This is a genomic window from Lentilactobacillus kefiri (genome assembly GCF_009739535.1).
GTDB lineage: Bacteria > Bacillota > Bacilli > Lactobacillales > Lactobacillaceae > Lentilactobacillus > Lentilactobacillus kefiri.
Genome location: NZ_CP029971.1, coordinates 2249332 through 2267451, shown reverse-complemented (window position 1 = coordinate 2267451; position 18120 = coordinate 2249332). Strand labels below are relative to the sequence as shown.

At 40.9% G+C, this 18120-nt stretch carries 22 protein-coding genes, 2 tRNA genes, 1 pseudogene and 1 riboswitch; of the genes and pseudogenes, 17 read left to right on the top strand and 8 right to left on the bottom strand.

Annotated elements, in window-relative coordinates:
• The first annotated feature begins 13 nt into the window (after positions 1–13).
• The 6 genes from DNL43_RS10850 to DNL43_RS10825 all read left to right on the top strand — a co-directional run bounded on the left by DNL43_RS10850 (position 14) and on the right by DNL43_RS10825 (position 4285).
• Positions 14–790, top strand: a complete 777-nt coding sequence (locus tag DNL43_RS10850; RefSeq protein ID WP_056981779.1) for a glucosaminidase domain-containing protein — start codon at positions 14–16, stop codon at positions 788–790.
• A gap of 105 nt (positions 791–895) precedes the next feature.
• Positions 896–1969: an ABC transporter ATP-binding protein gene (locus tag DNL43_RS10845; RefSeq protein WP_056981758.1), complete on the top strand. Its 1074-nt coding sequence runs from the start codon at positions 896–898 to the stop codon at positions 1967–1969.
• A gap of 222 nt (positions 1970–2191) precedes the next feature.
• A complete protein-coding gene (locus tag DNL43_RS10840) occupies positions 2192–2500 on the top strand; it encodes a hypothetical protein (protein WP_056981760.1) in 309 nt (102 codons plus the stop codon).
• A gap of 90 nt (positions 2501–2590) precedes the next feature.
• Positions 2591–2662 (top strand) — tRNA-Asn (locus DNL43_RS10835).
• A gap of 112 nt (positions 2663–2774) precedes the next feature.
• A tRNA-Asn gene (locus DNL43_RS10830) sits at positions 2775–2846 on the top strand.
• A 164-nt stretch (positions 2847–3010) separates the two neighbouring features.
• Positions 3011–4285, top strand: a complete 1275-nt coding sequence (locus DNL43_RS10825) for a peptidoglycan recognition protein family protein (protein WP_225364677.1) — start codon at positions 3011–3013, stop codon at positions 4283–4285.
• Between the two features lie 210 nt (positions 4286–4495).
• Here DNL43_RS10825 and DNL43_RS10820 read toward each other — a convergent pair whose 3' ends face one another.
• Entirely contained in the window at positions 4496–4804 is a 309-nt protein-coding gene (locus DNL43_RS10820; protein WP_054769753.1) for a DUF960 domain-containing protein, read from the bottom strand.
• A 74-nt stretch (positions 4805–4878) separates the two neighbouring features.
• A complete protein-coding gene (locus DNL43_RS10815; protein WP_056981761.1) occupies positions 4879–5703 on the bottom strand; it encodes a LicD family protein in 825 nt (274 codons plus the stop codon).
• Between the two features lie 136 nt (positions 5704–5839).
• Here DNL43_RS10815 and DNL43_RS10810 point away from each other — a divergent pair, with 136 nt between their 5' ends.
• From DNL43_RS10810 to DNL43_RS10780, 7 genes are all read left to right on the top strand, one after another.
• A complete protein-coding gene (locus tag DNL43_RS10810) occupies positions 5840–6310 on the top strand; it encodes a MarR family winged helix-turn-helix transcriptional regulator (RefSeq protein ID WP_169790308.1) in 471 nt (156 codons plus the stop codon).
• Between the two features lie 99 nt (positions 6311–6409).
• Entirely contained in the window at positions 6410–7465 is a 1056-nt protein-coding gene (locus tag DNL43_RS10805; protein ID WP_156645073.1) for a YdcF family protein, read from the top strand.
• 231 nt (positions 7466–7696) lie between these two features.
• Positions 7697–7948: a GlsB/YeaQ/YmgE family stress response membrane protein gene (locus tag DNL43_RS10800; protein WP_054769751.1), complete on the top strand. Its 252-nt coding sequence runs from the start codon at positions 7697–7699 to the stop codon at positions 7946–7948.
• 30 nt (positions 7949–7978) lie between these two features.
• On the top strand, positions 7979–8545 hold the full coding sequence (amaP, locus tag DNL43_RS10795) for an alkaline shock response membrane anchor protein AmaP (RefSeq protein WP_056981765.1): 567 nt from the start codon (positions 7979–7981) through the stop codon (positions 8543–8545).
• A gap of 13 nt (positions 8546–8558) precedes the next feature.
• Positions 8559–8741 (top strand): hypothetical protein, encoded by a 183-nt coding sequence (locus DNL43_RS10790; protein WP_054769750.1) that lies wholly within the window; start codon positions 8559–8561, stop codon positions 8739–8741.
• A 23-nt stretch (positions 8742–8764) separates the two neighbouring features.
• Positions 8765–9205, top strand: a complete 441-nt coding sequence (locus DNL43_RS10785; RefSeq protein WP_082619721.1) for an Asp23/Gls24 family envelope stress response protein — start codon at positions 8765–8767, stop codon at positions 9203–9205.
• A gap of 18 nt (positions 9206–9223) precedes the next feature.
• Positions 9224–9634, top strand: coding sequence for an Asp23/Gls24 family envelope stress response protein (locus tag DNL43_RS10780; RefSeq protein ID WP_054769749.1), 411 nt, complete (start codon positions 9224–9226; stop codon positions 9632–9634).
• 119 nt (positions 9635–9753) lie between these two features.
• Here DNL43_RS10780 and DNL43_RS10775 read toward each other — a convergent pair whose 3' ends face one another.
• The 3 genes from DNL43_RS10775 to DNL43_RS10765 all read right to left on the bottom strand — a co-directional run bounded on the left by DNL43_RS10775 (position 9754) and on the right by DNL43_RS10765 (position 11025).
• Entirely contained in the window at positions 9754–9939 is a 186-nt protein-coding gene (locus tag DNL43_RS10775) for a hypothetical protein (protein WP_054769748.1), read from the bottom strand.
• A gap of 17 nt (positions 9940–9956) precedes the next feature.
• A complete protein-coding gene (locus DNL43_RS10770; protein WP_054769747.1) occupies positions 9957–10319 on the bottom strand; it encodes a hypothetical protein in 363 nt (120 codons plus the stop codon).
• A 148-nt stretch (positions 10320–10467) separates the two neighbouring features.
• Positions 10468–11025 (bottom strand): cysteine hydrolase family protein, encoded by a 558-nt coding sequence (locus tag DNL43_RS10765; protein ID WP_054769746.1) that lies wholly within the window; start codon positions 11023–11025, stop codon positions 10468–10470.
• 371 nt (positions 11026–11396) lie between these two features.
• On the opposite strand from DNL43_RS10765, the gene DNL43_RS10760 reads away from it, so the two are divergent.
• Positions 11397–12758 (top strand): amino acid permease, encoded by a 1362-nt coding sequence (locus tag DNL43_RS10760; RefSeq protein WP_056981768.1) that lies wholly within the window; start codon positions 11397–11399, stop codon positions 12756–12758.
• A 71-nt stretch (positions 12759–12829) separates the two neighbouring features.
• Entirely contained in the window at positions 12830–13744 is a 915-nt protein-coding gene (locus DNL43_RS10755) for a magnesium transporter CorA family protein (RefSeq protein ID WP_225426941.1), read from the top strand.
• A 66-nt stretch (positions 13745–13810) separates the two neighbouring features.
• Here DNL43_RS10755 and DNL43_RS10750 read toward each other — a convergent pair whose 3' ends face one another.
• Positions 13811–14164, bottom strand: a complete 354-nt coding sequence (locus DNL43_RS10750) for a hypothetical protein (RefSeq protein ID WP_054769745.1) — start codon at positions 14162–14164, stop codon at positions 13811–13813.
• Positions 14165–14291: 127 nt separating this feature from the next.
• Positions 14292–14996, bottom strand: a complete 705-nt coding sequence (locus DNL43_RS10745) for a hypothetical protein (RefSeq protein ID WP_056981771.1) — start codon at positions 14994–14996, stop codon at positions 14292–14294.
• Between the two features lie 120 nt (positions 14997–15116).
• A riboswitch (SMK box riboswitch) is annotated at positions 15117–15200 on the top strand.
• Between DNL43_RS10745 and metK the strand changes: the two genes are divergently transcribed.
• A complete protein-coding gene (metK, locus tag DNL43_RS10740; RefSeq protein ID WP_056981773.1) occupies positions 15198–16388 on the top strand; it encodes a methionine adenosyltransferase in 1191 nt (396 codons plus the stop codon). It overlaps the preceding riboswitch by 3 nt.
• A gap of 76 nt (positions 16389–16464) precedes the next feature.
• Positions 16465–17301 (top strand): annotated as a pseudogene (locus tag DNL43_RS10735) (MFS transporter); the annotation flags it as partial.
• Positions 17302–17319: 18 nt separating this feature from the next.
• On the opposite strand, the gene DNL43_RS10730 reads toward DNL43_RS10735, so the two are convergent.
• Positions 17320–18110 (bottom strand): IS5 family transposase gene (locus DNL43_RS10730; protein ID WP_202813053.1). Its coding sequence is split into 2 segments (ribosomal slippage): positions 17320–17840 and positions 17840–18110, totalling 792 coding nucleotides; the frame shifts between segments, so codons are not numbered across the junction.
• Positions 18111–18120: the final 10 nt, after the last annotated feature.

Genomic DNA, 18120 nt, shown 5'->3' with positions numbered 1-18120 from the left:
AATTAAAAACGGCCTGACGAAAGCCATAATCGCAGTTGCTGCGATTACCGGCTTTTGTTTTGTAACCGCACATGTATCCAGTGCCAGTGTCGAAACTGATTTTATTAATCAGCTCAAGGAACCGGTTGTCAAGGTTAGTCGTGCAAATCATCTCTATCCATCGGTTATGATGGCCCAGGCAATCGTTGAGAGCGACTTTGGCCAGTCCGAGCTATCGTTGGACGCAAACAACTACTTTGGCGTTAAAGGGGCTTATAATGGCCAATCCGTGACCATGAGTACTGGAGAATATACAACTAAAGGAAAGCACTACATGACGGCAGCCGCCTTCAAAAAGTATCCAACGGTTGTGGCGTCGATTAAAGACAACGCCTATTTGTTGAGACACGGAACGTTAACGGATCCGGATTACTATGCAGGAACCTGGACGACCAACGCTACCAGCTCCGCTGACGCGGCGATGGCACTGTCTTTGACGTATGCAACCGATATGAATTATGGCAATAAGCTCAATGCGATTATTACCAAATATGATTTAAACAAGTTGGATGGATCTGCCAGTTCAGGAGACATTCATTCAAAAATTGATGCTTCATTAAACAAACAATTGGCCGGGAAAAAAGATAATTCTGCTGTAGAAGCTGAAAGCTCCCAGTCAAAAATCAATAGCATTCCAAAACGAATTATTCCCAACTTCGTTTTTAACGACAAAGGTGCAACTAAGATTAATCAGGGTGATTCGGTCATTCAGTTTAATAGCCTGCCGTTAGAGCGAATTATTCGCAAATAGATGTTTAAGGGTTCGCAAAGTTTATTTGGGAATCCTTTTTTCTGTTACAAACTTTGTTATAATATGACTCGTGAATTCAGAGTCTCTTAAATTAGGAGCGAAACAATGGAAAATGATTATAAAGTAAAAGTTGAAAATGTGACCAAGGAATACGAATTGTTCAAAACACAATCAGAAAAGCTGAGATCATTCTTTTCGATTACCAAAAAACATGTGCCGCATTTTTGGTCATTGATGGGGGTTTCACTTACAATCAAGCCTGGTGAAACGCTTGGACTGATCGGGGTTAACGGATCCGGAAAATCAACTATTTCGAATATTATTTCAGGAATTATCCCACAAACGACTGGATATGTTGATGTTCGGGGTGAAACTTCGATTGTTGCTATCCATGCCGGATTGAGAAGCAGTTTAACCGGACGTGAAAATATTCGGCTTAAATCTTTGATGCAGGGATTAACCAATGAGGAAATTGATGAATTGATGCCTGATATCATTTCATTTGCCGATATTGGTGATTTCGTTGATCAACCTGTCAAAAGTTATTCCAGTGGTATGAGATCACGTTTGGGATTTGCAATTGCCGTTCACATTAATCCTGACATTCTGATCATCGATGAAGCACTGTCTGTTGGTGATGATACTTTCTATCAAAAGTGTGTGGACAAGATTACCGAGTTCAAGGCTGAAGGAAAGACGATCATCTTTGTCAGTCATTCACTGAAACAGATTGAAATGTTGTGTGATAAAGTTGCTTGGATTAACTATGGTGAACTGAAAATGGTTGGTGAGACCAAGGAAGTTACCAAGCAATATCGTGAATTTACCCGGTGGTTCAAAAAGCTCAGTAAAAAAGAGAAGCATAAGTTTGAGACAGAGCGAAAGAGTGTTCAAAAGAACTTCAGCATTAAAAATTATCAAAAACAGATTACAGAGCAGGAACAGGCAGCGCATCCAGATGAAAAGGATGTTCCGGCAAAAGTTCATAAACGGTTCTACGGATCGGTCATCAGTGAAAAGATGTCGGTTTGGAATCAGCTCTTAACCTGGGCTGTCTTAATTCTGGTTATCTTCTTCTGCTTAGTGAACGTTTCAGGACATTCACTTCAGCATGTGATCGATAACCCAACGTCAATTGTGCGTCCATCGCACACATTGCATTTACCAGGTAAGGAATAATCAAATTACTCCGTTTTTAGACAGCCAACTTTGAAGGTTGGCTGCCTTTTTTGTGATTATAGTTGACAGCGCTTACAATATTGAGTATATTATGTTCGGGTACTAAATAAATACCTTCTAATCAATTCTCTTTCTCTCTTAAAAAACTGGCGTCTTTATAACGTCAGTTTTTTTATGTATAATTGTTTTTGTGAGCTAAGAAAACCAAGAGGAGGATTTCTTTTGAAGAGTCATGAAGTTCTAACGTTAATTGAAGAGATTACCAGAAATGATGGCAGCAAGTATATTGAGATCAGTAACATGGTTCAAAACGGTCGTGCAGAATTAGCCGCTGACAGGGGCTTCATCAAGCAGGTAAGGATATTACAGCTAAACATTCCACATTCACCTCACGTTGCTAAATATGAGCATTATATCAACGAGAATTACACGATGCCGACAGAAGATATGGATCACTTCGAAGAATGGAAGAAAACCCCTGAGATGCAAAAAGAAGTTGACATTATTCTTAAAGAAAATCACATTAGTTAGTGAACAAATGAAATTTAAATGATAAATTGGTTTGCATATTTTCCGTGGATATGATATAAATATATATGTCGTTTTTAAAGAAAATATTTTTGCTCCGTAGTTCAGTGGTAGAATAATTGACTGTTAATCAAGAGGTCGCTGGTTCGAACCCAGCCGGAGCAGTTAAGATCTTTCGGGGTCTTCGGATCCCCCAAAATCTTTTTTATACATTTTTTAGTTGTCACCTACTTATGAATATGATATATTACTTAAGTAGTCATTAATTTCATATTTTTGCTCCGTAGTTCAGTGGTAGAATAATTGACTGTTAATCAAGAGGTCGCTGGTTCGAACCCAGCCGGAGCAGTCGCTAAAAAGCAGGTGTTGAACCTGCTTTTTATTTTGTCCATTTTTATCAAAAAGTGGCGGTTCTTATCGGTCTTTTCACATCGCTGTGGAATATGATAGGATTAATATAAATAAAGCGTTGATCAATTATTATTTCGAATTCCATCTTGGGGGAGATAGACGGTGAAAAATCACGGATTATTTCAAAGCCTTGTGCAGGGCATGTTGGGGATAACGGTATTTATCGGGTTTTCGACAATCGGGGGATTGTTGAATGCCCATGCTGATTCTGCTGTTAATCATTATATTTATTCAAATCATTTGCAGCCGGCAAAGGTTACCAAATCCATCTGGAGCGGATTTCCAACCAATAAATATTCAAGCGGTAACCCCAACGGGGTGGTTGTCCATGAAACGGGGAATCCCAATTCAACCATTTACGGCGAGATTGCCTATATGAAGAAAAATTACCAGAATGCTTTTGTGCATTCTTATGTGGATGCTTCTCGGGTTATTAACATTGCCAATACCAATTATTTAGCCTGGGGATGTGGTTTCCCTGGAAATGGCAGGTTTATTCAATTTGAGCAGGTTGAGGTGCACAGTAAAGCGGCCTTTGCCAAAGAAGTCAATAATGCTGCCAACTATACTGCAGAATTGCTGCATCAATACAATTTACCTTTAAACAATGCCGTGAACGATGGCAAAGGAACGGTTTGGTCGCATAAAGCGGTTGCCCATTACCTTGGCGGTTCTGATCATGTCGATCCTGATGGCTATTATGCCAAGAGCGGGCAGAAATATTTTGGCCAGGCTTACACAATGAACGATTTTTATGCCCTGGTAAGGCACTATTATGCTGCTGATAGTACCAGTTCAAACGATGGTAATTCATCCGAGACCGGCAACCCACAGTTAACCAAAAATACCGTTACCAAGCCGGCGACAGTCAAATACCATCGTGGCCAGGGGAATGAAACGGCTGTTTTGAGTCAAAGCTTTTCCAGGTACCTGCTTTATAATCACATTAAAAACGCCGGTTATAGCGCATTCAGCTACAGCTGGGCAAATGTACCGGTATATCCCGGACATAAGGTATACGTGGACGCTCGTGGCGTTAAACGTCCGGCAAACACGACCTGGTATCGAATTCGATTCAGCAAAGAGACAAATGCTCAGAGATACTGGGTTTACAGTCGGGCATTAAACTTTAACCCAGTGACCTTTGCCGATTCAAATCAGTCAATCACGATCAAGCAACCACAGTATGCTTTACGTAACCATGTCTATAACACCGCATCCTTATCACTGGTCACAGGTCATTCCAAAGATGTCTTAAATCAAAAGGTCAAAACAAATAAAAAAGCCGTTAAGTATCACACTAACGGCAGGACTATTTGGTACCGGTTTACATTGAACGGTCAAAATCAATGGGTTTGTGCGCAAGCAATTAAATAACGGATCAAAAAGGAGGCTGGGACAAAAGTTTATACTTTTGCCTCAGCCCCCTTTTCTGGTAATGTCATATTATTTTGCTAAAACGTGCAACAATCGGCTGATCCCGGCCATTTAAGAGCATAAATCAATCATTCCAAACCCAGGAATAATCGATTTATGCTCTTAAATTCTGGGATCAAAACGCCTTTTGTTCCACTCTCTTTTCGTTTATTAAAGATTAATTTCTGATGGGGTTGCGATTATTTGGCGATCACCGCTGTCATAGACAACCAATGATTTTGGATAGCCATTATCGTATGGATAAGGGGAGTCAAAGGTGGCAACAAGCTCGTTACCTTGAATAAAATCATAGGAAAGCTTGCCATCATTATTAACTAAATTGAATGTGATTAAATTAGATAATTGGAAGACTCCCTGCAAATCGTTGTCAATGATGTACCAAACATTGTCGATGGCTTCATCTGGCAATGATGAGACGATTGAGTAACTGGCAAATCGGGATTCATTTGGATTAAACATTCATAGCACCTTCATTTCTACATTGCTTAACGTATGTAACCTACCAAAAAAATTAGGCTAATGCAAGTAATTAGTTATAGTTCAAACTCTTGGTTATCGGTAATCAGACGGACAATATGCTTCTCTGTTCTGGCATTTTCCGGTGGTAATTCCATATAGTGACCATAGATTCTTGTTAAAATTGTATCATAATCTGCCGGTACAGGAATATGGGTATCTTCAAATGGTAAGTCAATCATGTCGTTTAATTGATCAAGATTTAAAATCTCTTTTTCATATGAATACTGTGACGCAAGATTTTTAACATTCATCAAAGCCGGTTTATCATTGTACATCCTCATGATTTCTTCCCGATCTTTTTTATAGTCATCGGCTGTTTCCACTTGAGCTTCAGAGAGGGGATTTTGAAATTTCCTAATTGGATTATCAATAATATTATACCGTAATTTCAGGTATATTCGGCTATCCAGTCTTCGAATATCCAGAATTTGGCGACGTTGTCTGGCCGTAGAGTCGGGAATCTTGTCCAAAGGGAAGATATCCAGGAACACGCCTTTTCGAGCATTGTTAACATTGTTCTTTTCTTCGATAAACGTGTTTCGATCCAGCAGTTTCGCATAACTCAGGGCATAATTGTCATCTGTCCACGGGGTCTGCAGAAAATAATGGGTGGGCTCCAATTCCTTTTTGGCGACTTTCAAGAAATGGTCATAGTCGCTTCTTACCATCCCGACATCCATGTCATCATCCCATGGAATAAAGCCTTGGTGACGAACGGCACCGAGCATTGTGCCACCCATTGCAAAGTAATTAATATGATGTCGATTGGCGATGTGGGCAAATTCTTTAAAAATATTGAGTTCAATGTGGTGAATTAACGTAACAACTTCATCGGCCATAAGTATCAATCCTTTTCTATTATGTAATAATTATAAAGCATAAACCCGCTATACGATAAAGTTAATCCATTTAGTTGCGACACTGCTCACTAAAATATATAATTAAGGTGATATAAGTTTCAATAATTAAAGGGGAATGGTGACAGATATGAGCAAAACAAATCAGGAATTATTAAAAGAGGCAATTGATGTTTATTTGTCGTCGCTTAAATACTTAGATAATTTTGTTTCCGAGCCGGCAACGAAGTATGGGCTTTCTTTTGAACAATACTTAATTTTGCATACGATTGCCGAAAAAGAAAATGTTTCATTGATGGATATTGCCAGTGAACGACGGGTTACACGTAGCGCAATTTCACGACAAATCAAAGTTTTATTACAGCACGATTATATTTTTCAAAAGCCTGCTGAAAGTGATCGTCGCAGATTATATTTACACCTCACACCAGCTGGTGAGAAGACGGAAAAGCACGTTGATGATCTGATTACTAAACGATTTGACAGCTGGATCAGTCGTTATGGGGATGACAAAGTTCGAGCAATTCTTCAGTTTATCAAAGAATTTGCGGCTGAAGAAATGAACAGTAAAGATTACCAACAAAAATAATCAACTGGGTATAAGGATTCGGACCGGGGCAAAACTGTGCGTTTTGCTGCCGGCTTTTATTTTGCCGATTTATATTCAATCATAAAGGGGGCTTCAGAAATGTGGATGTTGTCAGTGACTGGGATTGTCTTTGCAATTTTGACAATCTTTTTAGGTACATATTTGATCAAAAATCGGAATTCGACGGTCATTGGCTGGTTGACGAATTTGGATTTACTGGCGTTGCTCGTCTTATTGACCCAGTCATTTGAGTTGATTGGTCAAAAGTATTACGCGTTGGTACTGGCAGTGGCTTTAATTGTCGTTGGGCTGGCCGTTATTTTAGGACTAATTTTGAGCTTTGTCTTTTTGTTTGTTAACGCGATCGTTGTTTGGCGAAAGGAAGAATACAGCCTAAGTGGTTCATTGACCTTAATTGCCGGAGTTGGCGTGGTACTGGTTGATATTTTGATCTTTTTCAATCCAATTAACGCGCCGGCGCCCATTCAGACTTTCATCATGACTTTTTTGACGATGTTGATCCTGTATATCTTGCTGACGGTTTGGAATACGATATCATCGATGCTCCTGTATCAGCTCTATTTTCCCCGCAACAATAAGGATTATATTATCATTTTAGGCGCCGGATTAATTGATGGGCATAAAGTTGGCCGATTACTTGGCGGCAGAATTAATAAAGGCATTGAATTTTATAATCACCAAATTCATAAAGCCAATAAACATGCCAAAATCATCTTATCCGGCGGTCAGGGTGGCGACGAGAAGGTCCCTGAGAGTGTCGCAATGAGGGATTATGCCTTGGAGCACGGTGCCAGACGGGCTGACATGATGGTGGAAACCAAGTCCATCAATACGTATCAAAACATGCAATTTTCCAAGAAAATCATTGAAGGAGACGCTAATTCCTCGCAGGTACGGGTCATTTTCGTGACCAGCAACTATCATACGTTACGGGCTGGAATCCTGGCCCGTAAGGTTGGCATGAACGCTTTCGGAATTGGCTCAAAAACCCCGTTTTACTATTTACCCAATGCCGTGATTAGAGAGTATCTGGCATTTGTTGTGATGCATAAAAAGTTCCATCTGATGATGGTTGGTTTGATGTTAATTGCTGCGCTGGTGTCGGGAATCGGCGTTTGGCTTGGAATTATGTAATTTTAGATGATCTGGAGTCGACTGATTAGTCGGCTCTTTTTTTATATATGGGGTCAGATGCCTGTTTTATGGCTGAATTCCGTGTTTTTCAGATTGCCCGGCGAATCTTCATATTCTTTTCTATCTTTCTTCACATCTTATTCACACAATAAGTTATCGGTTATTGTAGAATATAAATATAGCAAAAAAGCTATTAATCCGAAAATACTATTTACAGAAAGGATGATTATCATGTTTAGTTTACTCTGGACTCTTATCATTGGCGGACTGATTGGTGCCCTTGCAGGAGCGATTGTTAGCCGTGACATGCCCATGGGATGGATTGGTAACATAGTTGGTGGCCTGATAGGTGCGTGGCTTGGAGAGGCAATATTTGGTTCCTGGGGGCCACAACTGGCAGGGATGGCAATCTTACCGGCAATTGTTGGTGCAGTTATCCTGGTCCTGGTCGTTTCGATGGTCACTCGAGGGCTTGCGAGTTAAGTTACCTCTTTGCTGAAAGGAGGTCGCAAAGTGAATAAGTTTACAAAACTTCTTATATGGATTGTCGGCCTGGTTGGAATTGCCCAATCAATTTGGCTGGTTGGCCTGGTTGTCCCGATTGACCATTTATCATCAACGGTCAATAAGACGGTACAAACGGGAACACCTTGGATCTTGGTAACTGCAGTTACCATTGCGGCGATTGTGATTCTGGTTAGTATCATTATGATTTTAACCGCAATCTTTTCACCCCAAAAAGCAGACCAGTTGAGGTTTAAATCTCCCAATGGCCGTTTGAGTATTTCCAAAGCCGCTGTCGAAAAGATTTTACAAACCAGCATTATGGAAAAGGGCAATGTCAACGATGTCAAAGTGAAGATGCAACTGCACACAAAAAACCGGGTTGCCCGTGTCAATGTCACTGCGGTTGATAAAATGAATCAGGATTTAGTTAAAGTGGGTGAAGACATCCAAACAATTGTCGCAGAAAAAGTGCAACAGTTGATGGATGTTGAGGTTAAAAAGGTTCGGGTTAAAGTGACCCCTTTTGACGCTTCGTCAAATCGGCAGAAAGCCGGCCGCCCACGAGTAGTCTAGGAGGTGGATGTCTATGAACACGATAATGTATGGTGCCATCTTCGGTATGATCTGTGGTGTGGTCTGGGTCTTTGGTGGCCTTAGCGGCATGTTGATCGTGCTGACATTAACCTTGGTTGGTGCATTAATTGGCGCTGTCATCTGGAAATTTGGCGGAATCAAAAGTCTCATCAGCCAATTAGTGAGTGATGATTAAGCAAATCAATTACAGGAAGCGAGATGACTGCAATGGATGCAACAGTTAACAAACCAGAATTAAACAAAACCCTGACTTTTGAAAATTCAGTGATTGAAAAGATTGCCGGACTGGTATCGAGAAACGTGGAAGGTGTTTTATCACTGGACGGTGGCATGATGAGTGAACTGGCGGATCGATTCTCCAAAACGACAGATCCAACCAAAGGCATTGATGCCGAAGTTGGTGAAAAACAGGTTGCATTGGACATGGAAGCCACCATTGAATATGGTGCGGATGCCCGCCAAATCTTTGAAGAAATCTGCAGCCGAACGCAAAAAGCGATTAAGAATTACACTGGTTTGGACGTCGTTGAAATTAATTTAAATATTAATGATGTCCTGACAAAAAAAGAGTGGGAACAGCAGAGCGCACGTAAAAAAGATGACATCGCAAACACTGTCAACGACGACAGAGTTAAGTAGCCAATGGAGGAAAAAACGATGACACAAGAAAACAACAACAGCGTAGAAACTGTATTGACTTATGAAGATGATGTATTAACAAAGATTGTCGGCAACACTGTTCGTGACGTGGATGGGGTATTATCACTTGAAGGTGGCTTGATTGATTCTGTCACTGATAAATTTAGTGATGAAACCGACCCATCCATGGGGGTGAAGGTAGATTTAGACAACGATGACAAAGAGGTCAAAATTTCCATGGATGCAATCCTGGAATATGGCAAGTCAATCCCACTGGTATTCAAAAAGATTATTTCTAAATTAAGCCAAACAATTTCTGATATGACTGATTTGAAACCAACCGAAATAAAGATCAACGTGAAGGATTTGCAAACCCGTGAAGAATTCATGAAGAAGAACAGTAAGGGGGACAAGAAGAAAGACAAATAGTGAATTTGAAGCCCATAACGAAAAGCACCCTTGGTAACCATATTTGGTTATCAGGGGTGTTTTCATGTGGGCATTTTCGTGAAAGGTAGATTGATTCAAAATAAAAGGACTGACCTTTGTCAGTCCTTTAGATGATGCTGATTGCGTGATTGATTGCGATCAAGAATCTTTTTGATGGTCAACATAATCGTTGCCAAAATCGCTATGACCGCCAGGGTAATGGCAAATGGACGATTATTGGTTAAAATCATTAAGATCAGACCAATTGCAATTGTCACGACCATTGATGCGTCAAAATGTGACATTTTCCACACCTCGCAAATTAAGCCATTGCTTCGTCTTCCTCAAGTTCCAGCCAGAGTGCCAGAGCAGTTGGGTTGAAATCGGGCCAACTCGAAATATGCTCGTATCCACGTGCCAATAAAGAGCTTTCTTTACGCTTCTTCAAGTCGTCGAAAACACTCAATGCAAACACGTTATCTTCAAGGTCGGTAATCACAGTGCCGATCTTGTGCTGCCATTCAGCAACCAAGTCTTGGTAGATCAATAGTTTCCGAGCATTCTTAATTGTAAAGTCCACCCCTTGATCACGCAGGGTTTGCTTGTAATCTTCATATTCCTGTAAGACTGATTCTTTTGCGGTTTCCCACTGGTCGTTATTGTATCTGGATACTTTATTAGCCATTGTCGTTCCTCCTGAGTCCAAAATATTTTTGAAACGTCAAGAAGATGGTCATAAAATTATTATTTATGCCATCTTCACACAAAAATATATTTTGTCTACTGAAGAACATTAAACACTAAAATTGGATATTTTGCAAAATCAAATTTGGTTAGTCTTCCACAGTTGCGCCCAAGACATGCTCAAAGTGGCTGAGAGCCCAGTCATTTCCGGCTTGAGTAAGCCCGGCAACACCACTTTTATGAACAACGATGTTGTAGCAGAGATTGTAGGCATCAACCGCCGTATGGAGCACACAGATGTCCGTGCAGACACCAACTAGATGAACTGTGTCGATATGGCGTTCACGTAATCGAATATCCAAGTCGGTACCGGCAAATGCACTATATCGAGTCTTGTCGTACATATAAACTTTGTCGTCGTTTTGATGGGATTTATACCAATCGGAGAGGCCACCGTAGAATTCCCGGCCCCAGGTGCCACGAACATTGTGGGGTGGGAACAACTTGGTTTCTGGATGGTAGGGATCGTTGGGTTTATGAACATCGGTTGGTAAAATGACCCAGTCGCCATTTGAAACAAATTTGTCTGCCAAGCCGATAATACTTGGTTCCAGTTTTTGACCGGGTTTGCCACAGGTTAAAGCACCTTTATCTGCCACAAAATCATTTGTATAATCAATAATTAGCAATGCAGTATGTGATTCCATCGAAATACCTCCCAAAATGATGATTAAAAGTCCAATCAACTTTTATTGGCTCAAAGATACTCGCTATTCAGTTAAAAATCAACTATTTTGCCGAATAATGCCGAATATGTATTTGATTCGTGAACAAGTGTTGACGATTTGGGGTTGACAATTAAAATATGAACCGTATACTAGTAAATATTCAAAGAGAGCTGACATTTGCTGAAAGTCAGCAACTAATATGGCAATACTTAATGGTGGCAGCCTTATCTGCAATTAGAGGCAATACATATTGTATTGTGGAACTTGGGTGGAACCGCGTTTACTGAACGCCCCTGGTACTGTAAAAGGTACTGGGGGCTTTTTTCGTTCACATTTTTAAGGAGGATATTATGGAAACCAAGAATCAGGCAAATTCGTTATCTCGTTCGTTAAAGAGTCGGCATATTCAGATGATCGCAATTGGTGGGGCCATTGGAACCGGTTTGTTTTTGGGATCGGGTTCGGCTATTCATACATCAGGTCCTTCGATTATTCTTTCGTATCTGATTGTTGGAATCTTTTGTTTCTTGCTGATGCGTGGCATTGGTGAGCTGTTGTTATCAGATACATCCAAGCATTCATTCTTAGATTTTGTCAAAATGTATCTGGGTGATCGTTGGGAGTTTGTAACCGGCTGGACTTACTGGTTTTGCTGGATCAGCTTGGCAATGGCCGATTTGACCGCGACTGGAATTTATATTAAGTACTGGTTTCCAACGGTTCCACAATGGATTCCGCCACTGGTTATTCTCCTGTGCCTGTTTGGCGCCAATATGGTAAACGTTGGCTTATTCGGAGAAATGGAATCATGGTTTTCAATGATTAAGGTCGTTGCAATTATTTTACTGGTTGTCGTTGGTTTTGGCCTGGCAATTTTCCATGTCAACGTTGACGGTTCAACGGCTTCGTTTACTCAATTGGTTAGTCACGGTGGCTTTTTCCCCAAGGGTGCCCACGGATTTTTGATGTCATTTCAAATGGTGGTCTTTGCCTTCGTTGGAATTGAAATGGTGGGGTTGACTGCCGGTGAAACGGATGATCCGGAAGCCAATCTGCCCAAAGCGATCAACAGTCTGCCCATTCGAATTGGATTATTCTATGTTGGTTCGATGATTGCCGTCATGAGCGTTTATCCATGGGACCAGATTACAACGACTGCCAGTCCGTTTGTCCAGGTCTTTTCTGGGATCGGAATTGTCGGGGCAGCCGGCATCTTGAACTTTGTTGTTTTGACGGCGGCCGTATCAGCTACCAACAGCTGTTTGTTCAGTACCAGTCGAACAATGTACGCGCTGAGTATGGGTGGTAACGCCTCATCATTTTTGACCAAATTAGGTCGAAATGGGGTGCCAAATATTGCCCTGAACTTTTCAACGGCATTTTTGCTGATTATTGTTGTTTTGAATTACTTCATTCCAGCTGGCGTCTTTAGCTTGGTATCCAGCGTTTCAACGATCAATTTCGTGGTCGTTTGGGTTGTCTTGCTCATCGTTCATATTAAGTATCGTCGGGTTCATCCTAAAGGAACCAAGATTTTCAAGATGCCCGGATATCCATTGACTGATTATGTAACGTTACTCTTCTTCGTCTTTATTTTGGGATTCCTATTGGTCAACAAGTCAACTCGGGTTGCGATGATTATTTCCTTGATTTCAATTGGCTCCATGCTGGTCATTTATCAATTGTCTGTTCATCGAGGCAAGGCAAAGTAACCGAATGTTGAAATTCCGCTTCGAAAAAATTAGACTTTAGTTATCACTAAAATAAAGATTTACGAGGAACAATGATGATTAAAATTCATAAATTTGATACGTATACTTGGGTTGAGGCCATTTCGCCAACCGAAGATGAATTGGATAGTATGACGACCAAGTATCGCGCACCTGCGAAATTTAAAGGTTATATGTTGGATCGGCATGAACAGCCCCGGGCAACTTTTGACGGCTTATCAGGATTTAGTGCCTTGGTTGTCAGAGCAATTGCCGATCCCAGTCAAAGCCGGATGCTCACATCGCCGATATTTTTAGGCTTTAGTGATTCGTTGCTGATCACGGTTTGTCACGCCTCTCAGCAGGTAGAACTCGTTCAGAAACGTTCAAATACTGAATCTGGTTCGGTTGCTGAGCATATCCTAGCTATTTTGTTTGCATTGATTTCACCATACTTTGATCAGTTGGACCGAATTAGCCACAAAGCTGAAAAGCTGGAAGGAATGCGTAATCGCGCCATCAGTAACCGGAGTTTGGATGAACTGGGAGCCATGAAAACCGGTCTGGTGTATCTGCGATCAGCGACTGCCGGCAACTTGATTGCTCTCCAAGAACTGCAGGGGACAATGAAAGGTAATTTAAAGATGTCACCCCAATTAACGACTGAGGTCACTGCAGAAATCGATGATTTATTCATTGAGTATAAACAGTGTCAGACAATGTTTGATGTTGTTGGTGACGTCGTTGGCGAAACCGAATCAGCTTTTGGAAATATCTTGAATAATAAATTGAATCAAACAATGCAATTTTTAACCATTTGGTCACTTATTTTGGCCATTCCGCCAATTGTGTCAGGGTTTTATGGCATGAATGTGCAGCTCCCGTTTGCCGGGAAAGGCGCAGCTTGGCTTTATACCATTGCCATAACAGTTGTGATGGTCCTATTGATGATTGTTTATATCAAAAGGGATCGACGCTTCCGAAAATAAATGCTATTTGAATACAAAAAAAGATGCTGACAAAAAACTTGCGTTTAATGTCAGCACCTTTTTTTATTAAATTGCAGAAACATGTTTACCACTATCAAATCTTTTGAGTGCTTCTAATGCACCAGCTACGTTACCTCGTAAAATATCGTTATGGTCAATGTCGATTATCTTAAAGTTCATTAACAGTTCATCGGGTAGGTCGGCAATAATTCGTCGATCCATTAAAATGATGTCGGTACATGGCTTAGTGGCATCAAAGAAATGATCTGGAATAATATCAATGAATAATTTTAATGAATTTAATTTTTCCTTGAGTCGATCACAAAAATGTTGAATGAGGACATCGTCAACAATGGGATTTCCGGTCAATGAAGGCTGAATCTTTCCTACTCGGATATCACCAACTACTTTAATGTTCACGCTTGTCACCGTCCTTGTCAGGTTTATCAATCAACGTCATACTACACGATTGATCGACCGCTGGTAACATTTATGCTGATTCTTTTCTGAAAATTAACCATATTAACAAAAATATAATAAATGAAACTTAAAAACAGATCAGAAATGAAAAAAGCAGAAATGAAATGGCTGAAACGTTTGCGCGTTTTTCATGGTTTCGAAAATTTACCCGAGATTCAAAATAAACGTAAAAGGCCAAGATAACGGTAATTAAAATGATTTTTAAAAATGAAATCGACAGCGTCAGGCAAAGCATCAAAATCAGGACACTGATAATAATCATTGAAAGTTGATTGTTTTTCTTCATGAATGCGTAGTACGAAAAAAAGATGTTGGCAAACACCATCAACGTGATATACATGAGTGAAACCAGTGAGAAGTAATGGTGATAAGACGTTGTGAACAGCAAGACCAAGCCGGTACCGCTGATAAAGCCAAAGATGATCCAGCGGCAGTGGGGTTCGTCAATAAAGTTGGATATTAGCAACAGATTTGCCAGAACAAAGTCCACCAGAATCAGCCAAACATTGACAGTTGGCATATCCAGGTAGAGGGATGCCAGCAAAATACCTAACACGACATCGGCACCCGCCACGATGATCAAATTTTTTTGTGGTCGTGAAATTTCATTCAGTAAGATGGCAAAAACCAAGCCAATCAAAGTTAAATGTAATAGTCGGGGATTGATAAAGAACATTTTTAAGGAAATGTTGGTAAACATCATCCAAATTAATAACATCCCGATGACTCGAAGACCGGATTGGATCAAAGTGGAACGATTATAGTTTAACAAGTCACTTTCTCCTTATCGTTTGGAATAAATAATTCTAAAAATAATCCTACTGGTTTTGATGGCACTGGTCAACGGGTTGAAAAAATCAGTTACAAAATAAAATCATTTATGATAAGATTGTAGAGTTATGAGTTCCCGATAGGATTCGCGTTTTACGTGAAGAAGCCTTGTAACCTTAAAAAATAATAGGGGGAAAATGAAATGCGCGAAAAACATTTATTTACTTCGGAATCAGTTTCAGAAGGCCATCCGGATAAGATTGCTGATCAGATCAGTGATGCTATTTTGGATGCCTTGTTAGCAAAAGACCCGGATGCCCGGGTAGCATGTGAGACATCAGTTACGACCGGTTTAGTGTTCGTATTTGGTGAAATTTCAACCACAGCCTACGTTGATATCCAAAAGGTTGTTAGAAACACAATCAAGCGAATTGGCTATCGAGATGGCCGCTATGGATTTGATGGCGACTCTTGTGGTGTGATTGTTTCTTTGGATGGTCAATCACCTGACATTGCAATGGGTGTTGATGATGCATTGGAACAGCGTGAAGGCAATGGTGATCCACTGGATCAAATTGGTGCCGGTGATCAGGGCTTGATGTTTGGCTATGCCATCAACGAAACCCCTGAATTAATGCCGCTGCCAATTTCATTGGCGCACAAATTAATGAGAAAACAGGCTGCATTGCGTAAAAGTGGCGAAATTGGCTATCTTGGACCCGATGCAAAGGCTGAAGTGACCGTTGAGTACGATGACAATGGCAAGCCTGTCAGAGTTGATACTGTGGTTTTGAGTACCCAGCATGACGATGGTGTGCGTTTGGATCAGGTTCGCAATGATGTGATTAATCAGATTATCAAAAAGGTGATTCCTGCCAAGTACCTTGATGACAAGACCCGCTATCTGGTCAATCCAACCGGTCGATTTGTGATTGGTGGTCCTCAAGGGGATGCCGGTTTGACTGGTCGAAAGATCATTGTCGATACCTATGGTGGTTATGCCCATCATGGTGGTGGTGCCTTTTCAGGTAAGGACGCCACAAAGGTGGACCGTTCTGCCAGTTACGCAGCCCGTTACATTGCCAAGAATATTGTTGCTGCCGGTCTTGCAACCGAAGCAGAAATTCAGTTGGCCTATGCAATTGGGGTTGCCAAACCAGTTTCAATTAATATCAATACCTTTGGTACTGGTAAAGTATCTGAAGAGAAACTAATTGATGCCACCAGAGCATTATTTGATTTACGTCCTGCCGGCATTATTAAAATGTTGGATCTTAAGCGGCCAATTTATGAACAAACTGCCGCATATGGACACTTCGGAAGAACAGATATTGATCTTCCTTGGGAACATACTGATAAGGTTGATGCGTTAAAAGATTATTTCAAGTTATAAACAGCTGACAAGCAAAACGCCCTTGAATATTCAAGGGCATTTTTTTGTTTATTTTTAGAGGAAAAGAGGTCATTTCATGACGAAAGCAACTACCAAAAGTAATGTCACACTGGTGACGATTGCCCTGTTTGTCGCAACGTTTATGGCGGCAATCGAAGGAACAATTGTCTCAACGGCGATGCCGACAATTGTGGGTGATCTTCGCGGTGTTTCTTTGATGAACTGGGTGTTCTCGATATTTTTACTCACTAACGCGATTGCCACACCGATATACGGCAAGCTGGCGGATAGTGTCGGTCGAAAACCAATGTTCATTGGTGGAATTTTAATATTTATCTTCGGTTCGGTTATGTCCGGATTATCTCATTCAATGATTGTGTTAATTTTTTGGCGGGCAATCCAGGGTGTGGGTGCCGGTTCAATCATGCCAATTTCCAATACCATCATTGCTGATATTTACCCGTTGGAGAAACGGGCTCAGGTTCTGGGCCTCAACTCGTCGGCATGGGGGATTGCATCTGTCATTGCCCCGTTATTGGGTGGTTTCATTGTTGACCATTTAAGTTGGCATTGGATATTCTTTATCAATTTGCCCATCGGGTTGGTGGTCATGCTCATGGTTCAGCTATTTTTGCATGAAGATACACACCATTCCACCAGTAAGATGGATGTTAAAGGAACCACATGGCTGACAATTATGTTATTGGTGGTTATGTATGCCTTTCAGTTGGTTGGCCAAGATCCAATCAAATGGCAGATTGTTGCGGTCTGTTTCCTGATCGCGTTAATTGCCACGGTGATGTTTATCCGGACGGAACGGATGGCTGAGGATCCTTTGATTCCAATGGAATTATTTGATAATCGGACATTTGTGGTTCAAAACATTGTTGTCTTTTTAGTGAGTGGTTTTCTAAGAAACTGTTTGAGATCTTTAAAAGCGCCTCAATAGAACTGAAATAAAGGCTAAGGTCATCATCATGGCACTTGTGTGCAGCTGTCTTTCACAATTTTTCCACAGTCGTCGACAATTCTCTAGCCAACTAAAGGATCGTTCAACCAACCATCGTTGCGGCATTACTTCAAACTTGTGTAATTCATTGCGTTTAGCGACCTGAACGGTCGCTTGTAAATTGCTCATAACATCCAATTTAAAGTTAGCTCCTGAATAACCACCATCGACTAGAACATTGCGAACATGCCGAAGATCATTGGCATATAAGGCAATCATCGCACTGGCTCCGTCCCGATCAGAAACATTGGCTCGGGTAATATGAATGGCTTGTGGAAACCCGTTAATATCAACGGCTAGATGCCGTTTAATTCCCGATATTTTCTTACCAGCATCATAACCTTTATTTTCAGCAGTGGCGGTATTTTTAACGCTTTGCGCATCCACGATAATAAACGAAGTTAATGCCGAACGATCTTGTTGAGATCGTAAGGTAAAGACAATTTTTTTAAAACTTGATCCAGTAATGACGGCTCCGTTGGAGCCGATTGCCGGGACCACAAGCGAAAGTAGGTGTAAACCGTTTGCCATTTGGGAAAGTCATGTGGCAGGGCACGCCACTGGGAGCCATTTTTCAAGATGTATAAAATGGCGCAAAAGACGTCATACAAATCGACTTGACGGGGCTTCGTTCGTTGATGAAAATTTTCTAATTCAGGACGAATCACTTCAAACTGCTGGCGGGTAATATTGCTGGGATAATTAGTCATCATAATTTCCTTT